This is a genomic window from Arthrobacter sp. SAFR-044, assembly GCF_059414985.1.
On the sequence record NZ_JBPFDN010000006.1, the window covers coordinates 92,135 to 115,090 of the forward strand.

Below are 22,956 nucleotides of genomic sequence, written 5' to 3' on the forward strand. Positions count from 1 at the left end.
GGCGGGTCCCAGGCTGTTATGGGCAGACGCGTCCACTTACTGCCACGGCCAAGCATCTTGTATTACAAGTTTTAGGCTTGTAGCCTAGGTACCGGAAAGCGCTTTCATAGGTTTCATTTGGACCCGGCGGGTTTCCCGCCCTGACATTCCCCTCAAGCAATTACCAGAGACCACCCACCCGCACCTGGATCAACGAAGATCGGAGTACACAGTGCCGCTTTTTCCCCGACCTGTTTCTGCTGCCAAGCAGCATGCAGGGGCACCCACCTCAGGCCCCAACCCTAGAACCCGCAGTGGCCGGACCCGCAAGGCCGGTGCAGTTGCCGCCGCCGTTGCCGCCGTCATGGCGCTCAGTGCATGCGGGGGAGGAGCCGCGCCGCAGAATGCGGACGGCACCGTCGAGCTCCGCTTCTCCTGGTGGGGCGGCGACAAGCGCGCCCAGCTCACGCAGGAGGCCATCAAGCAGTTCGAAGCCGAAAACCCCAAGATCAAGATTAGACCGGAGTTTGGGGACTGGAGCGGCTACTGGGACAAGCTGGCCACGCAGGTGGCGGCCAATGACGCCCCCGACATCATTCAGATGGATGAAAAGTACATTACGGAGTACTCCAGCCGCGGCGCCCTCCTGGACCTCTCCAAGTACGACATCGACACCTCCAAGCTGGATGAAGCAGCGCTCAACGCCGGCAAGGGAGAGAAAGGCCTGACAGGTATCGCCGCAGGAATCAACGCCGCCACCATCCTGGCCAACCCGGCCGTCTTCCAGGCTGCGGGCGTTCCGCTTCCGGATGACACCAAGTGGACGTGGGACGACTTTGGCCGCATCGCCGCCGAGATTACCGCCAAGTCCCCGAAGGGAACCTACGGCGCTGCGGCTTACGGAACCGACGAGGCGTCCCTGGGGGTCTGGCTCCGGCAGAACGGCAAATCGCTGTATACGTCCGATGGCAAGCTGGGCTTCGAGTCTGGTGACATCGCGGAATGGTGGGCTTTCCTGAAGAAGCTCAGCAAGGACAAGGCGGTGCCGTCGGCATCCGAGGTGGTGGAAGCCGAGGCTGCTCCGCTCGACCAGAGTGGACTGGCAACAGGCAAGAACGGCATGGCCTTCTGGTGGTCCAACCAGGCGCCGGCCCTGGAAAAGGCCAGCGGCGGGGACCTGAAGATCCTGCGGTTCCCCACCAAGACCGGGTCGTCCGCTGACACCGAGCTCTGGTACAAGGCCTCGCAGTTCTGGTCAGCATCATCACGCACCAAGCACCCGCAGGAAACCGCCAAGTTCATCAACTTCCTCACCAACAACGTCAAAGCGGGCGAGGCACTGCTGGCAGACCGCGGCGTCTACCCGAACTCCGACGTCCGGGCAGCCATCCAGCCGAAACTCACGCCGGCCGACGTCAAGGTGGTCAACTTCATCGACCAGATCAAGGATGAGCTCGGCGAGGCCCCTGCCCCGCCGCCGAAGGGTGCCGGCGCCATCCAGGAAATCATCAAGCGCTACACCTCCGAAGTTCTCTTCGAGCGCTTGTCCCCGGAAGATGCCGGCAAAAAAGCAACGGATGAGATGAAGTCGGCCATCACCAAGTAAGTCCACCGCCAACACGGCTCCGGACAGTCTGCAGGGACGCCTCCCAATCCAGACGTTCGACGGCGGGTCGCAGCCCTGCCCCGGAAAGTAACCAATGGTTCTTCCCGGGGTGGGGCTGTTTGGCGCTCTGTTGACTCCGGTATCAGGCACCGCGTGAACTCCGGCGTCAGCAGGGCGAGCAGTACGGAACGCCTGTCTTGCTGGGCCTCGAGTCTTGGGGGAGCTGCCGGGGCCCGGTGGCGCGGGACGGTGCGACCCTCCCCAAAGTGTGGACGGCATGAGTGGGCAGGGCCTGTACACCTTCCTGCGGCCCCTCTGCGCCGCCAGTCCGCCCGGCCGGCGGCGGTGGGACTTCCTGATCTTTGGTTTGTGCTACACAATCCCCGCTGGATGAAAGAGGAGGGCTCGCAGGTCGGGCCATTGGTGGATCGGCCAGTCGAGTGCCTGGGAGTGGTGGAGTGGTAAGTGTGACCGGTTGGGGTGGTGTTCGCCACCGTGTGCCGCGGACCGGGGACGGGTTCCGCTGTCCATCTGGGTGTTTCTTTGGTGTGGTTGCAGGCTTCGCACAAACCCTGCCCGTTACTGGCCGTCGTGGGTCCGCCGTTGTGCCAGGACGTCACGTGGTCGTGGTGCCGGATGGGGGCGTCACAGTACGGGGTCCGGCAGGTATCGTCCCGGACCTGGAGGAAGCGTTTGAGTCCTGCCGGGAAGAGCCGGGCTTTGGAGTCCATTGCCACCAGGTTCCCGCTGCCAGGGGCGGTGTAGAGCCGGCGGACCCAGAGGTCGAGCTCGGGATTCGACCCCGAGTCACGTGTTGCCGTTCCGGCGCGTGCTTCGGTGCCGGCAAGGGCGAGTTCCCTGGCGACTCCTGCGGGAATAATGCCGTAGCCGGGCAGCCGTGCCGGTTCGGCGTCGGCCTGCAGGAGGGTGCGGTCGGTCATGACGAGCTGGATCTCCACCCCGGTGATGCCGCCGGGGGTGCCCGTGACGCGTTCGACCAGGGCGTCCGCCATCAACTGCCCCCGCGACTGGTCATCACCGTTCGAGCGGGCGGTGTCAGCGTCTGTACTGAGAGCGGCGTACGCGGCCACGCCCTGGGCGAGGGGCAGCAGCGCGGTCAGGTAGGCCATCGTGTCCGGGGCCGGGCGCAGGCTCACGGTCCGTTCCGTGACCGCCCGTGCCGCCCGTTTCGCGACCGAGGCGGGGTCCCGCCGGTACGCCGCCGCCCGGACCGCGGCGATGATGGCCTTGTCTCCCATGCCCTCCAGCGCACCGGTGTCGGCGGCGAGTTCCTCATCCACCCCGGCCCGGTCCTCGACCGTCAGGCAGATGGTGTCCTTCACGATCAGGGTGGCCCGCCACTCATTCAACAACCCACTGCGGAACGCCGCGAACGTGTGGGCCATTCCGGTCAATGTTTTGGCCAGGCCCAGCAGCCGGGAACCCCGGGCTGGTGACTCCCGCCGGGCCAACGCGATCTGCGCCGCGACTCCAGAGCCCTGTTCCTCGGCCGGCACTCCGGCGGCCGCCTGCTCCCGCCGCTGGGACAGATCAAAAGCCACGGATATTTCGGCCTGCCGGGCACCCGCGAGTGATTTCAGGTCCTCCAGGCCACGAATCTGATCGATCATCCCCGCACCATCGGCAGGGAACGGGACGCGGGAGAGCAGGCCCAGGACATCACCAAGGGAAGGTGCGGCGGGCGGGTAAAGAGCGGCACCAACAGCGGACAATCCGACGCGTCCCACCGCCCGTTGTACTCCCACCGATTCCACAACCGCTTCCATAACCAAAGTCTTCCACCAGGGTCCGACAACGCCAGCCACCCAAAAGCCCCATGTGGAAAACACGACCTGCGTCCGCAGGAGCCCTGCCATAAACGGAAAGGGCGGCACCCAAAGGGAGCGTGCCGCCGTCGTACGTTTGGCGCAGCAGAGCCTAGCCCTCAGCAACCACCGCCACGCCGCCCGCGGGAACAGAGCCGCCAAATGGCTCACCTGTCAACAGATCGGTGCCCGTGGCGGAAACTGAGGCATCCGAACGAGTGTGGTTGATGGCGAACAGGAAGCTCTGCCCGTCGGCCGACGTCCTGCGGACCAGCTCCACCCCGGCATCGGCGGCGGCAGCGGGGGAGACCCCCGACTCGGCCACCAGCTTGTCCAGGAGAGCACCAATGCCATCCGGGTCGGGGAAGGTCGCCAGGTACCAGGCCGCCCCGGAACCTACGGCACGGCGGGTAAGGGACGGAACACCTTCCAGCGGGTATTCGGTAAAGGCCTGGACGGCTTCGGCGCCCTCCAGGTGGACATGCTCGCTCCACACCGAGGAGACCGTCCCGTCGCTCAGCTTGAGTTGCGACCCGGCAAGCAGGGGGTGGAACTCCTCCACGCGCGCCCCCAACAGGTCGCGGAATGCGCCGGGATAGCCGCCCAGCCGCACGTGGTCCTGCATGTCAACGATCCCGCTGAAGTAGCCCACCAGCACGGTGGCGCCGGCAGCAGCCGCGGCAGCGATGTTGGCTGCATTTCCGTCCGACACCGCGTACAGCGTGCACACCAGCACCAGGTCGTATCCCTCCAATGACGCGGAGGGATGGACTACGTCCACGGAGATCCCGCGGAGGAACAGGTCGCGATGGAACGCCCGCAGCAGGTCCAGGTACTTCACATCGATGCTGGGCTTCGAGTCGATTTCGCCGGCCCACCACGCCTCGTAGTCAAAGACAATGGCGGCCCGGGACCGCACCCGTGAGCCGCGGACCGGCTCCAGCCTCTTCAACGCCTCGCCGAGTTCCACAACCTCGCGCCACACGCGCGTGTCCCGGCCGCCGTGCGGAACCATGGCGGAATGGAACTTCTCCGAGCCGGCGAAGCTCTGGCGCCATTGGAAGAACATCACTGCATCAGCTCCACGGGCCACGTGCGCTAAGGAATTGCGCAGCATCTCGCCGGGCATCTTGGGCTGGTTGCGGGGCTGCCAGTTGACGGCCGACGTCGAATGTTCCATCAGGATCCATGGGTCGCCGCCCGCAATGCCACGGGTGAGGTCCGCGCTGAACGCGAGTTCGACATGGCGTTCGGGGTCTGCGGCCACCAGATAGTGGTCGTTGGCGATGACGTCCAGGTCCTTGGCCCAGTCGAAGTAGTCCATGGCCTTGGTGGCACTTGAGGCCATCAGGTTGGTGGTGCAGGGGATATCCGGGGTCAGCTCGCGCAGGATTGCCACGAGCTCGCGGTAATAATCCATCAGCGCCCAGGAACTGAACCGCTGGAAGTCCAGTTGCTGGCCCGGGTTCAGCGTGGACGGCGCAACAGAAGGCGGCAGGATCTCAGCGAAGGAGCCGTAGTTCTGGGACCAGAACGCCGTGCCCCAGGCGGCGTTGAGCGCGCCGATGGTCCCGTACCGCCGCTCAAGCCACGTGCGGAAAGCGGCGGCGTCTTCCTCGCCATGGAACTCCGAGACGTGGCAGCCCAGCTCGTTGTCCACGTGCCACAGCGCCAGGGCCGGGTGGTCCCCGTACCGTTCGGCGAGGGCCCGCGTGATCCCCGCGGCGTAGCGGCGGTAAACGGACGACGACGGCGTGTAGTGCCGCCGCGAGCCCGGCCCCAGCACGGTTCCGTCAGCCGTGACCGGCAGGATTTCCGGGTGCTTGCGGACCAGCCAAGCCGGGGGAGCGGCGGTGGCGGTGGCCAGGGCTACCTTCACGCCGATCCCTGCGAGGTTGTCCATCACCTCATCCAGCCACCCGAAATCGTACTGCCCCTCGGCGGGTTCAAGCAGTGCCCACGAGAAGATCCCCACGCTGAGGAAGTTCACGCCCGCCTCCTGCATGAGATCCAGGTCCTCCAGCCGGACGCTCACCGGCCACTGCTCAGGGTTGTAGTCACCGCCGAAGGCGAGGCCCTCAACCTTGTTCCAAATGCTCGGAGGGGCGGTGGTTTCCTGCTGTGCCATGTGGCTCCTTTGTCTGCTCGGGAGTTGGAACGGGGTATTGGACAGACGTCTGGAAAACGCTTGCCCAATGACGGGAATGCCGCTATTGTATCGTTTCAGAAGCCGTGTAAGCCAGCTCACTACTCACGTTGTAGAAAGAGAAAAGGGCGACACACATCGAGCAAGGAGGCTCCCGTGATCAACAGAAGGCATTTCCTCACAACCGTGGCCATCGGTACCGCATCTGCCGCTGCACTTTCGGCGTGCGGGTCCGGATCCAGCTCTTCCGGCCAGACCGGAAGCGCCGAGAAGCCTGTCACCATCAACTACACGTGGTGGGGCAACGACGACCGGGCCGAGCGGACGCGCAAGGCCATTGCCCTCTTTGAATCGAAGAACCCCGACATCAAGGTCAACGGCAACTTCACCGACTTCGCGGGTTACTGGCAAAAGCGGGCCACCGAGGCCGCAGGCGGCGGACTTCCCGACGTCATGCAGTGGGACCTTTCCTACCTGCGCGACTACGGCCAGCGCAACCAGCTCCTGGACCTGGGCACGGTCAAGATCAACACTGACGCCTTTGAGAAGTCCCTCTTGCCCTCCGGCCAGATCAAGGGCAAGACCTACGGCATCCCCACCAGCACCAACGCCTTCGCCGTCTACTACGATCCCGCCAAGCTCGCCTCCCTGGGCATCGCCGAGCCGGACGGCAGCTGGACCTATAAGGAATTCAACGACTTCCTGTCCCAGGTGGGTGCTAAGAGCAACGGCGCCCTTTACGGCGGTACCGATTACACCGGTGTGTGGTGGATGTTCAACATCTGGCTGCGCCAGAACAAAATCGAGGCGTTTACCTCCGACGGCAAGCTCGGCTTCACCAAGGATGACCTCAAGAAGTGGTGGGACCTCCCCGCCGAGCTGCGCGGGACGGGTGCCATTATCCCTGAGGACCGCGTAACGCAGCTGGCACCGAAGTCGCCGTTCGGCTCCAACGCCACGGCCACTGAAGTGACCTGGGACAACTTCATGGCCGGATACCTTGGAGACAGCGGCGCGAAGGAACTCAAGCTGGTTCCAGTCCCGTCCGACGACCCGGACAACCTGGGGCTGTTCCTTAAGCCCTCCATGCTGATGGTTGCCAGCGCCAAGACCAAGTTCAAGGATGCGGCCGCCCGCTTTATCGATTTCATGGTCAACGACCCCGAGGTGGGCCAGATCTTCAAGACCTCCCGCGGCGTTCCCGCCTCAAAGACCCAGCGCGACGGCACCACTTTCGAAGGAACCGACAAGCTGGTGGTCGACTACGAGAAGTCCATCGAGAAGTACCTCAAGGATGCACCCGAGCCGCCCATCGTTGGCTTCGGCACGCTTGAAGCCTCCTTCAAGCGCATCGCATCCGACCTGAACTACGGCAAGCTCACCATCGACGGTGCCGCGGATGCGTGGTTCAAGGAAGCCGAAGACCTCATCAAGCAGAACGCCTGATCCGGCGCCATGCCCTCCCACCCAGGTTCCACGACTGACGGAATGAACTCGTGACTCAAAGCCCAACCCTGAGCAGGCCTCCGGCGTCGTCCGCCGCCCCGCTGCCGCGCAAGACACGGCAGCGGGGCGCGGACGCCCGCGCCGGCTACACCTTCCTGCTGCCCTGGCTGCTGGGATTCATTGCCCTCACTGTGGGGCCGATGATCTCCTCGCTGTACCTGTCCTTCACCAACTACAACCTGTTTGAGCCGCCCAAGTGGATCGGCCTGGACAACTACACCACCCTGTTCCAGGACGAGCGCTTCCTGCAGTCCGTGGGCGTGACAGTGGGATACGTGGTCTTTGGTACCCCCTTGAAGCTCGCGGCGGCGCTGGCGGTAGCGATGCTGCTGAACAGCAAGCGCCGAGGCCAAGGCTTTTACCGGTCCGCCTTCTACGCTCCGTCCTTGATCGGCGCATCAGTCTCCATCGCCATTGTCTGGAAAGCCATGTTCGGGGACTCCGGTCCAGTGGACCAGGGCCTGTCCTTCTTCGGGATCAACCTGGGCGGCTGGGTGGGCAACCCCTCAATGACCATGCCGATGTTCATCCTCCTCACGGTGTGGCAGTTCGGAGCCCCGATGGTGATCTTCCTGGCCGGGCTCAAGCAGATCCCCGGTGAACTGTATGAGGCTGCGTCGATGGACGGCGCCGGACCCGTGCGGAAGTTTTTCAACATCACCTGGCCCATGCTGTCGCCGGTGATCTTCTTCAACCTGCTGATGGAAACCATCCACGCATTCCAGATCTTCGCGTCGGCGTACATCATTTCCAACGGTGAAGGCGGCCCCGCCGGCTCCACCCTCTTCTACACCCTCTACCTCTACCTGCGGGGCTTCAGCGACTTCCGGATGGGCTACGCCTCGGCCATGGCATGGCTGTTGGTGATCGTGGTGGGCATCATCACCCTGATCTTCTTCCGCACGTCCAAGTCCTGGGTCCACTACAGCGGTGATTCGAAATGACAACCATGGCAACGCCCACGCAGTCCACACCGGAGGCCGCCGCGCCGGCCTACAACCCCAAGTCAGAGTCGGTTGGAGCCAAACGCGCCAAGAGCGTCATCTTCCACCTCGTTGCCCTCGTCCTTACCGCCATCGTGCTCTACCCCGGCCTGTGGATGATTGCCTCGTCCTTCAAGCCCAACTCGGAGATCGGCGGCCAGAACACGTCGCTGTGGTCAAACAACTTCAATTTCGACAACTTCGTCACGGCGATGGACGGCATCGGCGGGGTGTCCACCCTGCAGTTCTTCACCAACTCGCTCATCCTGGCCCTCGGCGCCGTCGTCGGGACCATCCTGTCCGCCAGTGTCTCGGCGTACGCGTTCGCCCGGATCAACTTTCCGGGCCGCAGCGTGTTCTTCGGCATGATGATCGCCACGCTGCTGCTGCCCTTCCACGTGGTGATCATTCCGCAGTACATCATCTTCCAGCAGCTGGGCCTGGTGGATACCTATGTACCGCTGCTGATCGGCAAGTTCCTGGCCGGGGACGCGTTCTTCGTCTTCCTGATGGTCCAGTTCATGCGCGGCCTGCCCGCAGAGCTGGATGAGGCAGCCAGGATCGACGGCGCCGGGCACGCGCGGATCTTCGGGTCCATCATGCTGCCGCTGATGAAACCGGCCCTAATCTCCACCTCGATCTTCTCCTTCATCTGGAGCTGGAACGACTTCCTGGGGCCGCTGCTGTACCTGAACACCCCTGACAAATACCCGCTGCCGCTGGCCCTGCGGCTCTTCGTGGACCAGACCCAGTCCTCCGACTACGGCGCCATGATCGCCATGTCGGTGCTGGCCCTGCTCCCCGTGCTGATCTTCTTCCTGATCTTCCAGCGGTACATCGTCGAAGGCGTCTCCACCCAGGGACTGAAGGGTTAGGAAAAGGAAAATGAGCGTTATGGACAGCACCACATCCGCAGCAGGCCACCAGCCCATCCCGGTGAACCGGTTCGCCCTGTTCTCCGAAACCGTCCTGGCGGGGGTGCTGGTGCTGGTGCTGTCCATCCCGCTGGTCACCATCCCGGCCGCCTACGCGGCCGGGATCGCGCACCTGGAGCGGCACCTGAATGGCCGGGACGATTCCGTCCGCGGCCTGTGGGGCCTGTTCAGGGCTGCCCTGCCCGGCAGCTGGAAGCTTGGAATGACGACGGCGGCAGCCGCCGTCGTGATTGTCCTGAACCTTTTGCTCGCGTGGGTGGGGCAGCTGCCGGGCAGTGGCGTGGTCCTTCCGGCCACGCTGGTCCTCGCCGCCGGCGCGGCCATCCTGCTGCTGCGCACCGCCTCCGCCTGGTCCGGCGTCCGGGCTTCCGCTGCCACCGGCACGGCCGCCTGGCGCCAGGCCCTCCTAACCGGCAAGGACATCTCCCTGCGTGACTGGACCGGCTCGCTGCTGCTGGCTGCCGCCCTGTTCTGCGCCGTGGTGTTCGTCTGGATGTTGGCCGCACTCTTCGTAGTGGTTCCCGGCACCCTGATCCTGGCCGCGGCCGCCGTCAAACTGCGGTCCAGCAACTCCCGGCGCTGACGGTGCCTTCCCGCCGCGCCCGCTCGGCGCCGCCGGCCCGCCCCCGCATCAGCGAGCCACGCTGGTACCACCCCCTGAAACAACACAATTACCGGATCTTCCTTGCCATGCAGCTGGCCGGCAGCCTGGGCGTGTGGATGCAGCGCCTGGCGCAGGACTGGCTGGTGCTGCAGCTGACGGGAAGCCCCGCCGCGGTGGGCGCCGCCGTCGCCCTCCAATTCCTGCCCATGCTCGTGGTGGGCCCGCTCGCCGGACTGGTGGTGGACATCTTCCCCAAGCGCAGGATCATGATGGTGTGCCAGTCAGTCATTGTGCTGCTGGGCCTGGGGCTGGCGGCCTGGGCTGCCAGCGGCACCATCACCGTCTGGGTTGTGTACGCCAGCTGCATGGCGCTGGGCATCACCGCGGCTGTGGACCAGCCCACCCGCCAGGTCTTCGTCAACGAAGTGGTGGGCGACGCCGCCCTGCGTCCCGCCATCGGACTGAACAACGCCCTCGCCCAGCTGGGCGCCATGGCCGGACCGGCGCTGGGCGGCGTACTGATCGCACAGGCGGGACCGGCCGCCGCCTTCGCCTCAAACGCACTGATCGGTGTGATGGTGCTGGGTCTGATCGCCGGCATCCGGCTGCACGAACTGCATCCGGGCACACCCGCCGAGCGCGGCCGCGGGCAGGTGCTTGCCGGCTTCCGCTACGTCCGCGAACGCCCGTGCCTGCTGCTCCTCATCCTGCTGGCCGGCCTGCTGGGCGCCTTTGGCATGAACGGGCCGGTGGTCCTTGCGGCCTTCGCCCAGGAAGTGTGGCACAACGGCGCAACCGGTTTTGGCTTGTTCAATACCGTCAGCGCCGGCGGTGCCCTGGCCGGCGCCCTCCTGGCGGCCCGGATCGGGAACATGGGCCGCAGGGGCATTGTGGCCGCAGCCGGCCTCTTTGGCCTGTCCCAGCTGGTTGCCGCACTGATGCCCACCATGGTGCTCTTCGTGGCGATGCTGGTGGTGGTGGGCATGATGACGCTGTTGTTCCTGACCAGCGCCGCCACAGCCGTCCAGCTCGAAGCCGGGCCTGCCATCCGCGGCCGGGTGATGGCGTTGTACCTTCCGCTCCTGCTTGGCGGCCACGCTTGCGGCGGCCTGCTGGCGGGCTGGCTGACCGAAGAGTTCGGCGTCCGGACGGGGCTGGTGGTCACCGGCGGCCTTGGCATGCTCTCCGCGGCCGTGGTGGGCCTGCTCCTGTGGCGGCACGCACGGCACCGGGCGGTCGCTGCCCGGGACTGAAGGTCCAGGTTCGGGCTGGTTCTGCCGCCGGGTCTTGAAGCGCTATCAGGACGCCGGGATGTCGAAGACCACCGGCGCAGCGGCAGCCCAGGGCAGCCCCAGCCCGCTGAACGTGGCGTGCTCCCGGCCCGCCTGCTCCAAGGCTTCCTCGATGCCCACCACCACGGCGTGTGCCGCGTCTCCTTCGCCTTCCCAGCGGAGGTAAGCGGGATCGATCGGGGCGGGAAGCGGCGCGGTCCGGATGGCTTCCAGCACCAGCATGAAGGCTCCGCTGTCCTCCAGGCTGCTGGTCAGCGGAACGCCGTGAGCCCGGTGGGCCACGAGGTTCTCCGTCAGGTCGTCCCGGCCGTAGGTTTCCTCCGTACGCCCGGCCGCCGTCTCCACGGTGAGCCGGTCCTCGGTGTAGTGGAACACCGCGGTGCCTGCCGAGCCCTGGAGGGTGACGTACGGCTCAACGGACTCGGACGCGCAGATGGTCAGGGCGCAGGTAATGGGCAGGCCCGCTGCGGTGCGGATCCGGATCACGGAGGTGTCATCCGATTCGATGTCATTGGCCCGGTACAGCTCCGTCTCCACGGAAGCCACATCCCCGGTGGTGCGCGCACCGGCGATCCGAAGGGCAGTCGCGACGGCGTGCGCCAACGGGTTGGTGGCCACGCCGTCCACCACATCGACGCCGTTCATGCTCCGTTTCCCTGCCCAGCGGGAGCGCTGGTAGTAGGCCTTGTCGCGGACCCACCGGCCGGTGGCGGAGATGCCCTCCAGTGTTCCGATGGTCCCGGCGGCGAGCAGTTCCCCGATGGCTTCAAGCGCCTGCGAGCCGAGGCTCTGGAATCCGATCTGGACCCCGCGGCCCGACTCCGCGGCCGCCGAGCACAACCGGTTGAAGTCTGCCAGCGAGGCGACGGGAGGCTTCTCAAGGTACAGCTCCGCGTCAGTGGCCAGGGCAGCCAAGGCCAGCGGGGCGTGCGTCTGGATGGGCGTGGCCACGATGATCAGGTCCAGGTCCCGGGTGGCAGTAAGGAGCTCCTCGAGCCCTGGGTAAACAGCGGCCGACGGCGGGACGGCGCCCGGTGCCGGCGGCTGCGGGTCCGCCACGCCAACCAGTTCAACACTTCCTGCCGCCTGCAGCCGTTCGAGGTTCCGCAGATGGTGGGTGCCAAAGCCGTGCACTCCCACCAGCGCAATTCTTGGTGCCGGTGCGGTTGCTGGGGCTGTGGCCGAGGTGCTGCCGGCGGCTTCCGTTGCCGTTTCCATGGTTCTCCTTCTGCCATTTGGCGCCAGCGTGGCGGGCACCGGGATCTTACGCGAGCACATAGTCAGGCAAGCGCTTTCCACCTTCATTCTGCGCGATCAAGGCCGTTCCCGTCTAGCTGTGTAACGATTCAATTCTGGCCCGCATCCGCTCTGGGAAGCTCCAAGCCGCAGCGGTCTTAGCGGCAACGCAAAGATGGGCAGCCCCTGGGGGACTGCCCATCTTTGCGTTGCAGTAAGTGCTCTAGTGAACTACCGCGTACTAGAGTCCCAGGAGTTGGTTGAGCAGGTTCGCCAGGCCGTTCAGGCCCGTGCCGCCGTCCAGGAGCCCGGTCACCGCGCAGAGCAGGTTGCCCACAAGGTTGCCCGCGCCGGTCTGGGAGGTGATGTCCAGGACAACCTGGTTCAGGTCGACATTGAGGCCCAGAAGGTCAAGATGCAGCGGTCCGAGGACCAGGTTGAGGACGTCGCAGGAGCCGCCCGAGGCTGCGGCTGCCGCGGTGGAGGGTGCCGCAGCGGCGGTGGTGGTTACCGTCTGGCTCACGGGGGTGGCCACACCGGCCAGGTTGGTGAATGTACCCTGCACCAGGCCCGTGACGGTCAACTGGCCGTTTTCGGCGCTGAAGCCGGACGGCGTAAACGAGCCGACGAAGGTGCCCACGCCGTCGATGGTCTGGTTGATTGTTCCAGAGACGTTGGCTACCTGTGATGACTGGGAAGTGGCGGAAGGAGCCGCGGGTGCCGCGGCGGTCGCCGGGCCTGCCATGCCGAAGAGCATGGCGCCGGAGAGGGCGATGGCGGTTACTGAAGCTGAGACCTTTGTGCGCATTTTCGGTAAATCCTTTCAGCACCGGGTTGCGGTGCAATGAATCCCCGAGGCTCCGCCCCCATGGAGAACCCCGGCGGAACTGTTTATTTCAAATGCAGTTCATTTCTGATGCAGCCCTGGCGGGCCGCGACGCGTGGCGTTGGACCGTGATCCCGGCCACGGGCACGTCGACCAACGTATTAGTAAGTATGCTGATGAGTCAAGCTGGCCGCGGGACTGGCTGGGGGCGTAAGCGCCTGGACGGTGCGAGGTGAGGCAAGATGGGGAAGGTCAGGAACTGCCCACTGGAGGGAGGCGTGGTATGGAGCCTGTATTGGTCGACGGCGGCAAGGGCACCGTGGAATTACGCACTGACGGCGTCATCCACCTCATCTGGGAGCCGAAGGTGCGCATCGAAATGGAGGACGCGCAGGCCGCGATGGCTGCCGTGAACCGGATCGCGGGGGACGGCACCTACCCGATGCTGGTGGACATGGCCACCACTGAGAACGTCAGCATGCCGGCCCGCTCGGTGTTCTCGGTCCCGTGCGCGGCAAGCCGGATAGCGCTGCTTGGGACAAGTCCGGTAGACCGGATCCTCGCGAATTTCTTCCTGGGTGTCCATGTCCCGCCCTGCCCAACGCGGTTCTTCACCTCCCGGACCGAGTCCATGAAGTGGCTGCAGGAGACGGGCAAGTAATGCGCGCCGGCTGATCAGCCGGCGTCGGACGCAGCCGTGCTCTGCCGGACAACCAGTTCCGGCGTGAAGACCACGGACCGGTGGGCGGGGTTCTGGGACTCCACCTCTTCGGAGAGCAATTCGATGGCTGTCCGGCCCAGCAGTTGGGTGGGCTGGCGGACGGAAGACAGGGGAACCACCGCGGAGACTGCAAAGTCGATGTCGTCATAGCCGATCAGCGCCACGTCCTCGGGGATGCGGAACGTGTGGGTCATGGTCAGCGACTGCATGACCCCCAGGGCCAGGAGGTCGTTGGCACAGAAAATCCCCTCGGGCAGGTCGGCCCGGCCGCGCCGCACCAGCATGTCACCCACGCTCCGGCCCGCCAGGACGGTTTGGCCCTCCGTGTCCAGCACCTCGAGCGTGGCCGCTGGCTCCTCCTTTACGGCCCGCTGGGCCCCCTGGAGGCGGTCCGCCACCTGCCGGATGGACGCGGGGCCGCCAACGAAAGCCAGCCGACGGCGGCCAGTGTCCAGCAGGTGCCGGGCTGCGAGGTAGCCGCCGGCGTCATCGTCAACGGCAACTGAGCTGAACTTTGATTCGTCAGCCAGCCGATCCACCAGCACTGTGGGCACGCCGCGCTCACGGAGGAGGTCCAGCCTGTCCGTCACATCGCCCACCGGCGAGATCAGCAGGCCCTGCACGCGCTGCTCCTGGAAGAGGTCGATGTAGTTCGCCTCCCGGCTGGCGTTGTGGCCGCTGTCGCCCAGCAGGACGGCGCTTCCCTGCAGTGCTGCCGCGTCCTCTGCCGCCCGGACCACTGAGGTGAAGAACGGGTTGCCGACGTCAAGGACGATGAGCCCGATGGTGCGGCTGTGGCCCACCCGGAGTTGGCGGGCGGCATCGTTGCGCACAAAGCCCAGATGGTCGATGGCGCGCAGGACCCGTTCCTTGGTCCGATCCGACACCCGGTCAGGGTAGTTAAGGACATTGGAAACCGTCCCCACGGCCACGCCCGCGTGGTTGGCCACGTCCTTGATACTGGCTGTGCGGTTCATCGATTCTCCGTGCCGACATGCCCGCCGCGGGAGCTTCCGCGCCGGAAATCAAAAGTTTCTGCCATTGCTTGACACCTGCTCAAATCCAAGAGTACTTTGAATCGTACCAATGAAACGATTCAAAACTTTTTGAAGTTGGAAGGGACATCCAGATGAGGGTGTGTTTCCGTTCTTCCGTCCAGCCAGCGCTGCTCGACGAATATCGACGCCGGCACGCCGCGGTGTGGCCGGAAATGCTGCACGCACTCAAGGAGGCCGGCTGGCATAACTACTCCCTCTTCCTGGCAGAAGACGGGCTCCTGGTGGGGTACGTGGAGTGCGACGACTTTGACGCCGTCCGTGCCCGCATGGCCCTGACGGATGTTAATGCCCGTTGGCAGGCCGAGATGGCCCGCCTCTTTGAAGATTCCGGCCAGGCACCCGACGAAGGGTTCCAGGTGCTGGAGGAAGTCTTCAATCTCGACAGCCAGTTGCTCCAGCAGCGGGGCATCAACCAATCGCATCAGACAGACGCTCAACACCGGAAAGAACCATCATGAACGACGTAGCAACGGCGCTGGGCAGGCTCGGGGAGCTTGCCATTGAGGTCCCTTCGTGGGCCTATGGAAATTCAGGCACGCGCTTCAAGGTGTTCGGCACGCCGGGCACGCCGCGGACCGTGCAGGAGAAGCTGGCGGACGCCGCCAAGGTCCATGAGCTGACCGGCCTGGCCCCGACAGTGGCGCTGCATATCCCGTGGGACAAGGTGGATGATTACGCCGCTTTGAAGGAGTACGCGGCGGGACTCGGTGTGGGGCTGGGCACCATTAACTCCAATACCTTCCAGGACGATGAGTACAAGTTCGGCTCATTGACCTCTTCCAACGAGGCTGTCCGCCGGCGGGCTATCGACCACCACCTGGACTGCATCGGGATCATGCACGCTACGGGCTCGCAGGACCTGAAGATCTGGCTGGCGGACGGCACCAACTACCCGGGCCAGGATGACATCCGTGGCCGCCAGGACAGGCTCGCGGAAAGCCTGCAGGAGATTTACGCAGCCTTGGGCGACGAGCAGCGCCTGGTGCTGGAGTACAAGTTCTTCGAGCCGGCTTTCTACCACACCGACGTGCCGGACTGGGGCACCTCCTACGCCCAGACCCTGGCCCTGGGGGAGAAGGCGTTCGTCTGCCTGGACACCGGGCACCATGCCCCGGGCACCAATATCGAGTTCATCGTGATGCAGCTGCTGCGCCTGGGCAAGCTGGGGTCCTTCGACTTCAACTCCCGCTTCTATGCCGACGACGACCTGATCGTGGGTGCCGCGGATCCGTTCCAGCTCTTCCGCATCATGCACGAGGTGATCCGGGGCGGTGGCTACGGCAAGGACTCCGGTGTGGCGCTCATGCTGGACCAGTGCCACAACCTGGAAGAGAAGATCCCGGGCCAGATCCGCTCCGTGCTCAACGTCCAGGAAATGACCCTGCGTGCCCTGTTGGTGGACACCGAAGCGCTGAACGAGGCACAGTGTGCGGGCGATGTCCTGGCCGCCAACGGCATCTTCAATGATGCCTTCTACACCGACGTCCGGCCCATGCTGGCCGAGTGGCGTGAATCCCGCGGCCTGCCCGCGGACCCGATGGCAGCCTACAAGGCCAGCGGCTACCAGAAACAGATCAACGAGGACCGCGCAGGCGGCCAGCAAGCCGGATGGGGCGCATAACCAGCCATGAGCAATAAGACTGTTGAAGACCTGATTTCGCGTTCGAACCGCCTGGGCGCGGATAAGCGGAACACCAATTTCGCCGGCGGCAATACCTCGGCCAAGGGCACCGAGAAGGACCCGGTCACGGGCCAGGACGTGGAACTGCTGTGGGTCAAGGGTTCCGGCGGGGACCTGGGCACCCTGAAGGAGCAGAACCTTGCGGTGCTGCGCCTGGACCGGCTGACCGCGCTTAAAAACGTCTACCCCGGCGTCGAGCGGGAGGACGAGATGGTGGCCGCCTTCGATTACTGCCTGCACGGCAAGGGCGGCGCAGCCCCATCGATCGATACGGCCATGCACGGCCTGGTGGACGCCGCACACGTGGACCACCTGCACCCGGACTCCGGCATCGCCATCGCCACCGCCGCTGACGGCGAGGCGCTGACCGAAAAGATTTTCGGCAACAAGGTGGTCTGGGTGCCCTGGCGCCGTCCCGGGTTCCAGCTGGGCCTGGACATCGCCGCGATCAAGGACGCCAACCCGCAAGCGGTCGGCACCATCCTGGGCGGCCACGGCATCACCGCCTGGGGCGCCACCAGCGAAGAAGCCGAAACCAACTCGCTGTGGATCATCGACCAGGCCGAAAAGTACATCAAGGACAACGGCAAGGCCGAGCCCTTCGGGCCCAAGCTGCCCGGCTACGCTGCCCTGCCCGAGGCCGAGCGGCACGCCAAAGCCGCAGCCCTGGCACCGGTGATCCGCGGCCTGGCCTCCACGGACAAGCCGGTCCTGGGGCACTTCAGCGATGACGCCGTCGTCCTGGACTTCCTCGAAGCCGCCGAACACCCGCGGCTGGGCGCGCTCGGCACCTCCTGCCCGGACCACTTCCTGCGCACCAAGGTCAAGCCACTGATCCTGGACCTGCCCGCGGACGCCTCCATCGAGGACTCCATCGCCCGGCTGCACGAGCTGCACGCCGACTACCGCGAGGACTACCAGGCCTACTACGACCGGCACGCGGACGTTGGCTCCCCGGCGCTGCGCGGCGCGGACCCGGCGATCGTTCTGGTCCCCGGCGTGGGCATGTTCTCCTTCGGGGCGAACAAGCAGACCGCCCGGGTGGCCGGGGAGTTCTACCTCAACGCGATCAACGTCATGCGCGGCGCGGAGGCGATCTCCACCTACGCCCCGATCGAGGAATCCGAGAAGTTCCGGATCGAATACTGGGCCCTGGAGGAAGCCAAGCTGGCCCGGATGCCCAAGCCCAAGTCCCACGCCACCCGCATCGCGCTGGTGACCGGTGCCGCGTCCGGCATCGGCAAAGCCATCGCCACCCGCCTCGCCGCGGAAGGCGCCTGCGTCGTCATTGCCGACCTGAACGTGGAGAACGCGCAGAAGGTCGCCGAAGAACTCGGCGGCTCCGACGTCGCCATCGGTGTCCAGGCGGACGTCACCGACGAGGCACAGGTCTCGGCCGCGATCGACGCCGCGGTCCTTGCATTCGGGGGTGTGGACCTGGTGGTCAACAACGCCGGCCTGTCCATCTCCAAGCCGCTGCTGGAAACCACCGAGAAGGACTGGGACCTGCAGCACAACGTCATGGCCAAGGGCTCGTTTCTCGTGGCCAAGGCCGCCGCCAAGGTGATGATCGCCCAGGGCATGGGCGGGGACATCATCTACATCTCCTCCAAAAACTCTGTGTTCGCCGGCCCCAACAACATCGCCTACTCCGCCACCAAGGCAGACCAGGCCCACCAGGTCCGGCTGCTCGCGGCCGAACTGGGCGAGTACGGCATCCGCGTCAACGGCATCAACCCCGACGGCGTGGTCCGCGGCTCCGGCATCTTCGCCGGCGGCTGGGGCGCCAAGCGCGCCGCGGTCTACGGCGTGGACGAGGAAAAACTGGGCGAGTACTACGCCCAGCGCACCCTGCTCAAACGCGAAGTCCTGCCCGAGCACGTGGCCAACGCCGCCGCCGTCCTCACCGGCAACGAACTGTCCCACACCACCGGCCTGCACATCCCCGTGGACGCCGGCGTCGCAGCAGCCTTCCTGCGATGAGTAGCGTGTCAGGCGGGGCCGACGCGCATCCTGCCTCTGGCGTGTTTGCCGCCGTCGACATCGGCGCCTCCTCGGGCCGGGTGATGCTGGGACGGGTCTCCCCTGAAGGGGTTTCGCTGGCGACTGTCCACCGCTTCCCCAATGGTGTGGTGGAGCTCGACGGCGGCCTCCGCTGGGACTTCGACGCGTTGTTCGCGGAGGTGCTCAAGGGCTTGGCCGCCGCAGCGAAAGCCGCCGCCGTGCAGGGCGAAACGATTGCCAGCATTGGCATCGACACGTGGGCCGTGGACTACGGGCTGGTGGACGTCGCGGGAAATTTGGTTGCCCAGCCGTTCAGCTACCGGGACGACCGCAGCCGGGCCGCCGTCGCACCTGTCCACGCCAAAGTGGACCCCGCACGCCTGTACCAGACCACCGGACTGCAGTTCCTGCAGTTCAACACCATCTACCAGCTGGCCACCGAGAAGGACCTGGACGGGTTGCAGGCGCTGCTCATCCCGGACCTGATCGCCTTCCTGCTCACCGGAGTGCGCCGGACCGAGGCCACCAACGCCTCCACTACGGGGCTGTTTGACGCCGTGGCGGGGGAGTGGGCCGCCGAATTCTTCACGGCACTGGGGCTGCGGAAGGACCTGTTCCCGCCGCTGATCCAGCCCGGCGAAGCCTACGGGCAGCTCCTGCCGGGGATCGCTGCGGCCCTTGGACTGCCTCAGGACACCCAGGTGGTGGCGGTCGGCTCGCACGACACTGCCTCCGCCGTCGCAGCTGTTCCTGCCGCGGAAGACGCCTTCGCCTACATCTCGTCCGGCACGTGGTCACTGGTGGGGCTGGAACTGAAGCATCCGGTCCTGGCCGAGGCCAGCCGGGAAGCCAACTTCACCAATGAACGCGGTGTGGACGGCACCATCCGCTATCTGCGCAATGTGGGTGGATTGTGGCTGCTGAGCGAGTGCCAGCGGACCTGGGCCGGCGAAGGCTTCCAGCCGGACCTTGGCGCGCTCCTCGCAGCCGCCGCTGCCCTTCCCGCAGGCGGCCCGCAAATCAACGCCGATGACCCGTACTTCATCGCCCCGGACAACATGCCCGACCGCATCCGGGCGGCGGTGCGGCGGACCGGGGAGGTCCTGCCCAATGATCCCGCGGCCATCGCCCGCTGCATCATGGACAGTCTCGCAGCCGGCTACGCGAGGACCATCACTGCTGCGGAACGCCTCGCCGGCCGCAAAGTGGACGTAGTGCACGTGGTGGGCGGCGGCTCGCAGAACAGCCTGCTGTGCCAGCTCACTGCCAATGCCACCGGACGGCCCGTCGTCGCGGGTCCGGTGGAAGCCACTGCCTTGGGCAACGTGCTGGTCCAGGCCCGTGCCGCCGGGGCCGCCGCCGGAGGACTGGCGGAATTGCGTGGAATCGTCGCGGCCGGAACAAGCCTTTGCCGCTACGAACCACTTATCAGCGTGCGTCAGGAATCCATGCAGTAGAAATAGAGGAACTCCACGGCGAGGCTGCCGGCCAACCGAAAACAGGACAGGACAACGATTCCATCTTCGACCTTCCGCTTTCCGGGCTCCGCAACTACGCCTCCGATGTACGGTCCAATGTGACGCGCGTAATTTGGCGGCTGGGCCAGCCGGGGCTTATGGTCTCTTCCATGACTAACCGTTGGTATGCGTATTTTTCGTTGGCTCTGGAGGAGCCCGCGTCTAACTGACACGCATCCAACTTCCTTCAGAGCCAACAGGGCAGAGATCATTCTCTGCCCTTCGCCGTTTCTCCGGCGGGTTCTGAAATCCGGGCCCGCTTCCCATCTGGAACAGGACCCCGAACATGAGCACCGCAACAGCAGCAGCCCCGGCCAGCGCCACCAAGTCCACGTCCAACCTGCGCGTGAGCGAGTTCACTCCGCTGCCCACCCCTTCGGACCTTCTCACCAAACTGCCGCTGGGCGCGCGGGAGGCCGCCGTCGTCGAACGCGGACGGGACGAAGTACGCGCCATCATGGACGGCGTGGATGACCGCCTGCTGGTCATCGTGGGCCCCTGCTCCATCCACGACCCCAAGGCAGGGCTGGAATACGCGCGCCGCCTGGTGAGCCAGGCGGAGAAGCACAAGGCAGACCTGCTGATCGTCATGCGGACTTACTTCGAGAAGCCGCGCACCACGGTGGGCTGGAAGGGCCTGATCAACGATCCCCGGCTGGACGGCAGCCACGACATGGTCACCGGCCTCCGCGCTGCCAGGCAATTCCTGCAGCAGGTCACCGCGCTGGGCCTGCCCACGGCCACTGAATTCCTGGAACCGATCAGCCCCCAGTACATGGCCGACGTGATCTCCTGGGGCGCCATCGGCGCACGCACCACGGAGAGCCAGATCCACCGGCAGCTGGCCTCCGGGCTCTCCATGCCCATCGGCTTCAAGAACGGGACCGACGGCGGCCTGCAGGTTGCCATCGACGCCTGCGGTGCCGCCGCTGCGGCCCAGGCGTTCCTGGGGATCGACGGCGAGGGCCGGGCCGCGCTGGTGGCAACGGCAGGAAACCCGGACACGCACGTCATTCTCCGCGGCGGCCGCAAGGGGCCCAACTACTCAGCGGCTGACGTCGAACGGGCCTCCACCGAACTCGCGGGCAAGGGGCTCAACCCCCGCCTGATCGTTGACGCCAGCCACGCCAACAGCGGCAAGAGCCACCACCGCCAGGCAGAAGTTGCACTGGAAATCGGTGCGCAGCTTGAGGACGGCGGCGCCGCGGCGCGGGCCGTTGCCGGTGTCATGCTTGAGAGCTTCCTGGTGGGCGGCGCCCAGAACTTGGACGTTGCCGAGCACGCCGCGGGCCGGGCGGAGCTGGTGTACGGCCAAAGCGTCACCGACGCCTGCATGGACTGGGACGTTTCCGCATCGGTCCTGGAACAGCTGGCGGCATCGGCACGGAAGCGGCGGCAGTCGAATTAGGGGGTGAAATAGGGGAGGCACTACTTTCACATCTGCCACATGAACATCTAGAGTATCTACTTAGGTGGTTGGTGGATGGCTCAGCATCGGAACACCGCATTGGCACGTACCTGGGGTCACTGTTGTCCATCCGTCAGCAAAGGAAAATAGGGAAATGTCGGCAGAACAGAACTTCTCCAACGCGAAGTTCCTGACCGTGGCTGAAGTAGCCGAGGTCATGCGCGTCTCCAAAATGACTGTTTACCGGCTGGTCCACTCCGGCGAAATGCCGGCGGTGCGGTTCGGCCGCTCCTACCGGGTCCCGGAAAACGCCGTTGAGCAGTACCTTAAGGGCGCCGTTGTGGACGGCCACACCGAGACCGCCTGAGACCGCCTGTCCTGAGCCGCCTCCGATAGGCGGTACCCTGTTAAGGAACGTTTTACGTCATTGTAAGAATCTGTCAGTTGTTCAGTTCGTAGCTTTGTCCACGGACATTCCCCATCAGGCAGGTACTGCATCTAGTTTGTAAGGAACTTTCGTGGGTTCAGTTATCAAGAAGCGTCGCAAGCGTATGGCCAAGAAGAAGCACCGCAAGCTGCTTCGCAAGACTCGTCACCAGCGCCGCAACAAGAAGTAGAGATACTTCGAACAGCGTGGAAATGCCCGTCGCCTACCCAGGCGGCGGGCTTTTCTGTTACCCGGCACCCAACTGGCTGGCAGTAGATGTCGTTTTGGGCGCTCAAAACGGCATCTACTGCCATCTAGATGCGGGGGCCGCGGATGCGGGCGAAGCCTTTCCAGAGGCCATACACAGCACCGCCGAAGGTTGCCGCCTTGAGGCCCAGCGTGGCAGCGCGGCGGCCGGACCGGAAATCATAGACAGGCCAGTTCCGGTCACGGGCGTGGCGGCGGAGCTTGGCGTCCGGGTTGATGGCCACAGGGTGTCCCACCAGTGACAGCAGCGGGACGTCATTGTAGGAATCGCTGTATGCCCAGCAGCGCTTGAGGTCCAGATCCTCTTGGTCCGCGATGGCCTGGACGGCCACGGCTTTGGCCGAGCCGTGCAGGATGTCGCCAACCAGGCGCCCGGTGTACATGCCGTCCGACACTTCGCCCACCGTGCCCAGGGCTCCGGTCAAGCCCAGCCGGGTGGAGATCACCGTTGCCACTTCGATGGGCGTGGCCGTCACCAGCCATACGCGGCGGCCCACCCGGAGGTGCTGCTCCGCCAGCGCCTTGGCGCCAGGCCAGATCCGTGACGCGATCATCTCGTCATAGACTTCCTCGCCGAGGGCCTTGATGTCGTCAACGGTGATTCCGGCGGCCAGCGTCAGGGCCGAATCGCGCACCGCATGGACGTCGTCGATGTTTTCCCCGCGCGTCACGAACTTGAACTGCTTCCACGCGAACCCGGCGGCCTGGGCCAAGGTGAAAGCCCCCCGCTGGTGCATCTTCCGGGCTACGTGGAAGAGGCTGGCCCCGCGCATCAGCGTATTATCCACGTCGAAAAACGCCGCTTCACCGGGCTGCGGCGCAGCAACCGGCCGCGTGACGACGGCGACGTATTTCTCCTCGGGCATGGACTTGAGTCTAGTCAATCCACCCCCGGGCCGCCGTCGGCGTCACCCGGACGGCGCGAACGGCGATA

The 22,956-nt window shown here is 65.4% G+C and carries 19 protein-coding genes and 1 pseudogene; 14 read left to right on the plus strand and 6 right to left on the minus strand.

The features are described from left to right. Nucleotides 1–211 precede the first annotated feature (211 nt). Nucleotides 212–1,585, plus strand: a complete 1,374-nt coding sequence (locus tag ACR65J_RS11000) for an ABC transporter substrate-binding protein (protein ID WP_440168621.1) — start codon at nucleotides 212–214, stop codon at nucleotides 1,583–1,585. Nucleotides 1,586–2,031: 446 nt separating this feature from the next. On the opposite strand, the pseudogene ACR65J_RS11005 reads toward ACR65J_RS11000, so the two are convergent. Beyond that, a pseudogene (locus ACR65J_RS11005) lies at nucleotides 2,032–3,216 on the minus strand (HNH endonuclease); the annotation flags it as partial. A gap of 307 nt (nucleotides 3,217–3,523) precedes the next feature. Beyond that, on the minus strand, nucleotides 3,524–5,539 hold the full coding sequence (locus ACR65J_RS11010; protein ID WP_440168623.1) for a beta-galactosidase: 2,016 nt from the start codon (nucleotides 5,537–5,539) through the stop codon (nucleotides 3,524–3,526). A 174-nt stretch (nucleotides 5,540–5,713) separates the two neighbouring features. Between ACR65J_RS11010 and ACR65J_RS11015 the strand changes: the two genes are divergently transcribed. Genes ACR65J_RS11015 through ACR65J_RS11035 form a run of 5 tightly spaced genes read left to right on the plus strand, consistent with a single transcriptional unit; the run spans nucleotide 5,714 to nucleotide 10,838 of the window. Beyond that, a complete protein-coding gene (locus tag ACR65J_RS11015; RefSeq protein WP_440168625.1) occupies nucleotides 5,714–7,003 on the plus strand; it encodes an ABC transporter substrate-binding protein in 1,290 nt (429 codons plus the stop codon). 50 nt (nucleotides 7,004–7,053) lie between these two features. Then, the gene (locus tag ACR65J_RS11020; protein ID WP_440168627.1) at nucleotides 7,054–8,007 is read left to right on the plus strand and encodes a carbohydrate ABC transporter permease; all 954 of its coding nucleotides are present in this window, start codon (nucleotides 7,054–7,056) and stop codon (nucleotides 8,005–8,007) included. Next, nucleotides 8,004–8,921, plus strand: a complete 918-nt coding sequence (locus ACR65J_RS11025; RefSeq protein WP_440168629.1) for a carbohydrate ABC transporter permease — start codon at nucleotides 8,004–8,006, stop codon at nucleotides 8,919–8,921. Before ACR65J_RS11020 ends, ACR65J_RS11025 begins: the two co-directional genes overlap by 4 nt. A 10-nt stretch (nucleotides 8,922–8,931) precedes the next feature. Next, on the plus strand, nucleotides 8,932–9,564 hold the full coding sequence (locus ACR65J_RS11030; RefSeq protein WP_440168631.1) for a Poxvirus protein I5: 633 nt from the start codon (nucleotides 8,932–8,934) through the stop codon (nucleotides 9,562–9,564). 2 nt (nucleotides 9,565–9,566) lie between these two features. Beyond that, nucleotides 9,567–10,838 carry an MFS transporter gene (locus ACR65J_RS11035; protein ID WP_440168633.1) on the plus strand — a complete coding sequence of 424 codons (1,272 nt, stop codon included), beginning with the start codon at nucleotides 9,567–9,569 and terminating at the stop codon, nucleotides 10,836–10,838. A 45-nt stretch (nucleotides 10,839–10,883) separates the two neighbouring features. On the opposite strand, the gene ACR65J_RS11040 is transcribed toward ACR65J_RS11035, so the two are convergent. Together ACR65J_RS11040 and ACR65J_RS11045 are read right to left on the minus strand one after the other, a co-directional pair. Beyond that, nucleotides 10,884–12,095 carry a Gfo/Idh/MocA family protein gene (locus ACR65J_RS11040; RefSeq protein WP_440168635.1) on the minus strand — a complete coding sequence of 404 codons (1,212 nt, stop codon included), beginning with the start codon at nucleotides 12,093–12,095 and terminating at the stop codon, nucleotides 10,884–10,886. Between the two features lie 259 nt (nucleotides 12,096–12,354). Then, nucleotides 12,355–12,921 (minus strand): ABC transporter substrate-binding protein, encoded by a 567-nt coding sequence (locus ACR65J_RS11045; RefSeq protein ID WP_440168637.1) that lies wholly within the window; start codon nucleotides 12,919–12,921, stop codon nucleotides 12,355–12,357. A gap of 301 nt (nucleotides 12,922–13,222) precedes the next feature. Between ACR65J_RS11045 and ACR65J_RS11050 the strand changes: the two genes are divergently transcribed. Then, nucleotides 13,223–13,600 carry a DUF7793 family protein gene (locus ACR65J_RS11050; protein WP_440168639.1) on the plus strand — a complete coding sequence of 126 codons (378 nt, stop codon included), beginning with the start codon at nucleotides 13,223–13,225 and terminating at the stop codon, nucleotides 13,598–13,600. Between the two features lie 14 nt (nucleotides 13,601–13,614). Here ACR65J_RS11050 and ACR65J_RS11055 read toward each other — a convergent pair whose 3' ends face one another. Next, nucleotides 13,615–14,637: a LacI family DNA-binding transcriptional regulator gene (locus ACR65J_RS11055; RefSeq protein WP_440168641.1), complete on the minus strand. Its 1,023-nt coding sequence runs from the start codon at nucleotides 14,635–14,637 to the stop codon at nucleotides 13,615–13,617. 152 nt (nucleotides 14,638–14,789) lie between these two features. On the opposite strand from ACR65J_RS11055, the gene ACR65J_RS11060 reads away from it, so the two are divergent. The 7 genes from ACR65J_RS11060 (at nucleotide 14,790) to ACR65J_RS11090 (ending at nucleotide 21,945) form a co-directional block, all read left to right on the plus strand. Beyond that, nucleotides 14,790–15,176, plus strand: coding sequence for an L-rhamnose mutarotase (locus tag ACR65J_RS11060; RefSeq protein WP_440168643.1), 387 nt, complete (start codon nucleotides 14,790–14,792; stop codon nucleotides 15,174–15,176). Further along, on the plus strand, nucleotides 15,173–16,339 hold the full coding sequence (gene rhaI, locus ACR65J_RS11065) for an L-rhamnose isomerase (protein WP_440168645.1): 1,167 nt from the start codon (nucleotides 15,173–15,175) through the stop codon (nucleotides 16,337–16,339). The genes ACR65J_RS11060 and rhaI overlap by 4 nt, the downstream gene beginning before the upstream one ends. A gap of 6 nt (nucleotides 16,340–16,345) precedes the next feature. After that, a complete protein-coding gene (locus ACR65J_RS11070) occupies nucleotides 16,346–18,382 on the plus strand; it encodes a bifunctional aldolase/short-chain dehydrogenase (protein ID WP_440168647.1) in 2,037 nt (678 codons plus the stop codon). Next, nucleotides 18,379–19,860, plus strand: coding sequence for a rhamnulokinase (locus ACR65J_RS11075; RefSeq protein ID WP_440168649.1), 1,482 nt, complete (start codon nucleotides 18,379–18,381; stop codon nucleotides 19,858–19,860). The genes ACR65J_RS11070 and ACR65J_RS11075 overlap by 4 nt, the downstream gene beginning before the upstream one ends. A 346-nt stretch (nucleotides 19,861–20,206) precedes the next feature. Next, nucleotides 20,207–21,328 carry a 3-deoxy-7-phosphoheptulonate synthase gene (locus ACR65J_RS11080; RefSeq protein WP_440168651.1) on the plus strand — a complete coding sequence of 374 codons (1,122 nt, stop codon included), beginning with the start codon at nucleotides 20,207–20,209 and terminating at the stop codon, nucleotides 21,326–21,328. Nucleotides 21,329–21,482: 154 nt separating this feature from the next. Then, nucleotides 21,483–21,695, plus strand: a complete 213-nt coding sequence (locus ACR65J_RS11085) for a helix-turn-helix domain-containing protein (RefSeq protein ID WP_043452394.1) — start codon at nucleotides 21,483–21,485, stop codon at nucleotides 21,693–21,695. Nucleotides 21,696–21,846: 151 nt separating this feature from the next. Next, entirely contained in the window at nucleotides 21,847–21,945 is a 99-nt protein-coding gene (locus ACR65J_RS11090) for a 30S ribosomal protein bS22 (RefSeq protein WP_003792170.1), read from the plus strand. Nucleotides 21,946–22,069: 124 nt separating this feature from the next. Here ACR65J_RS11090 and ACR65J_RS11095 read toward each other — a convergent pair whose 3' ends face one another. After that, a complete protein-coding gene (locus ACR65J_RS11095) occupies nucleotides 22,070–22,888 on the minus strand; it encodes an HAD family hydrolase (protein ID WP_440168653.1) in 819 nt (272 codons plus the stop codon). Between the last annotated feature and the right edge of the window lie 68 nt (nucleotides 22,889–22,956).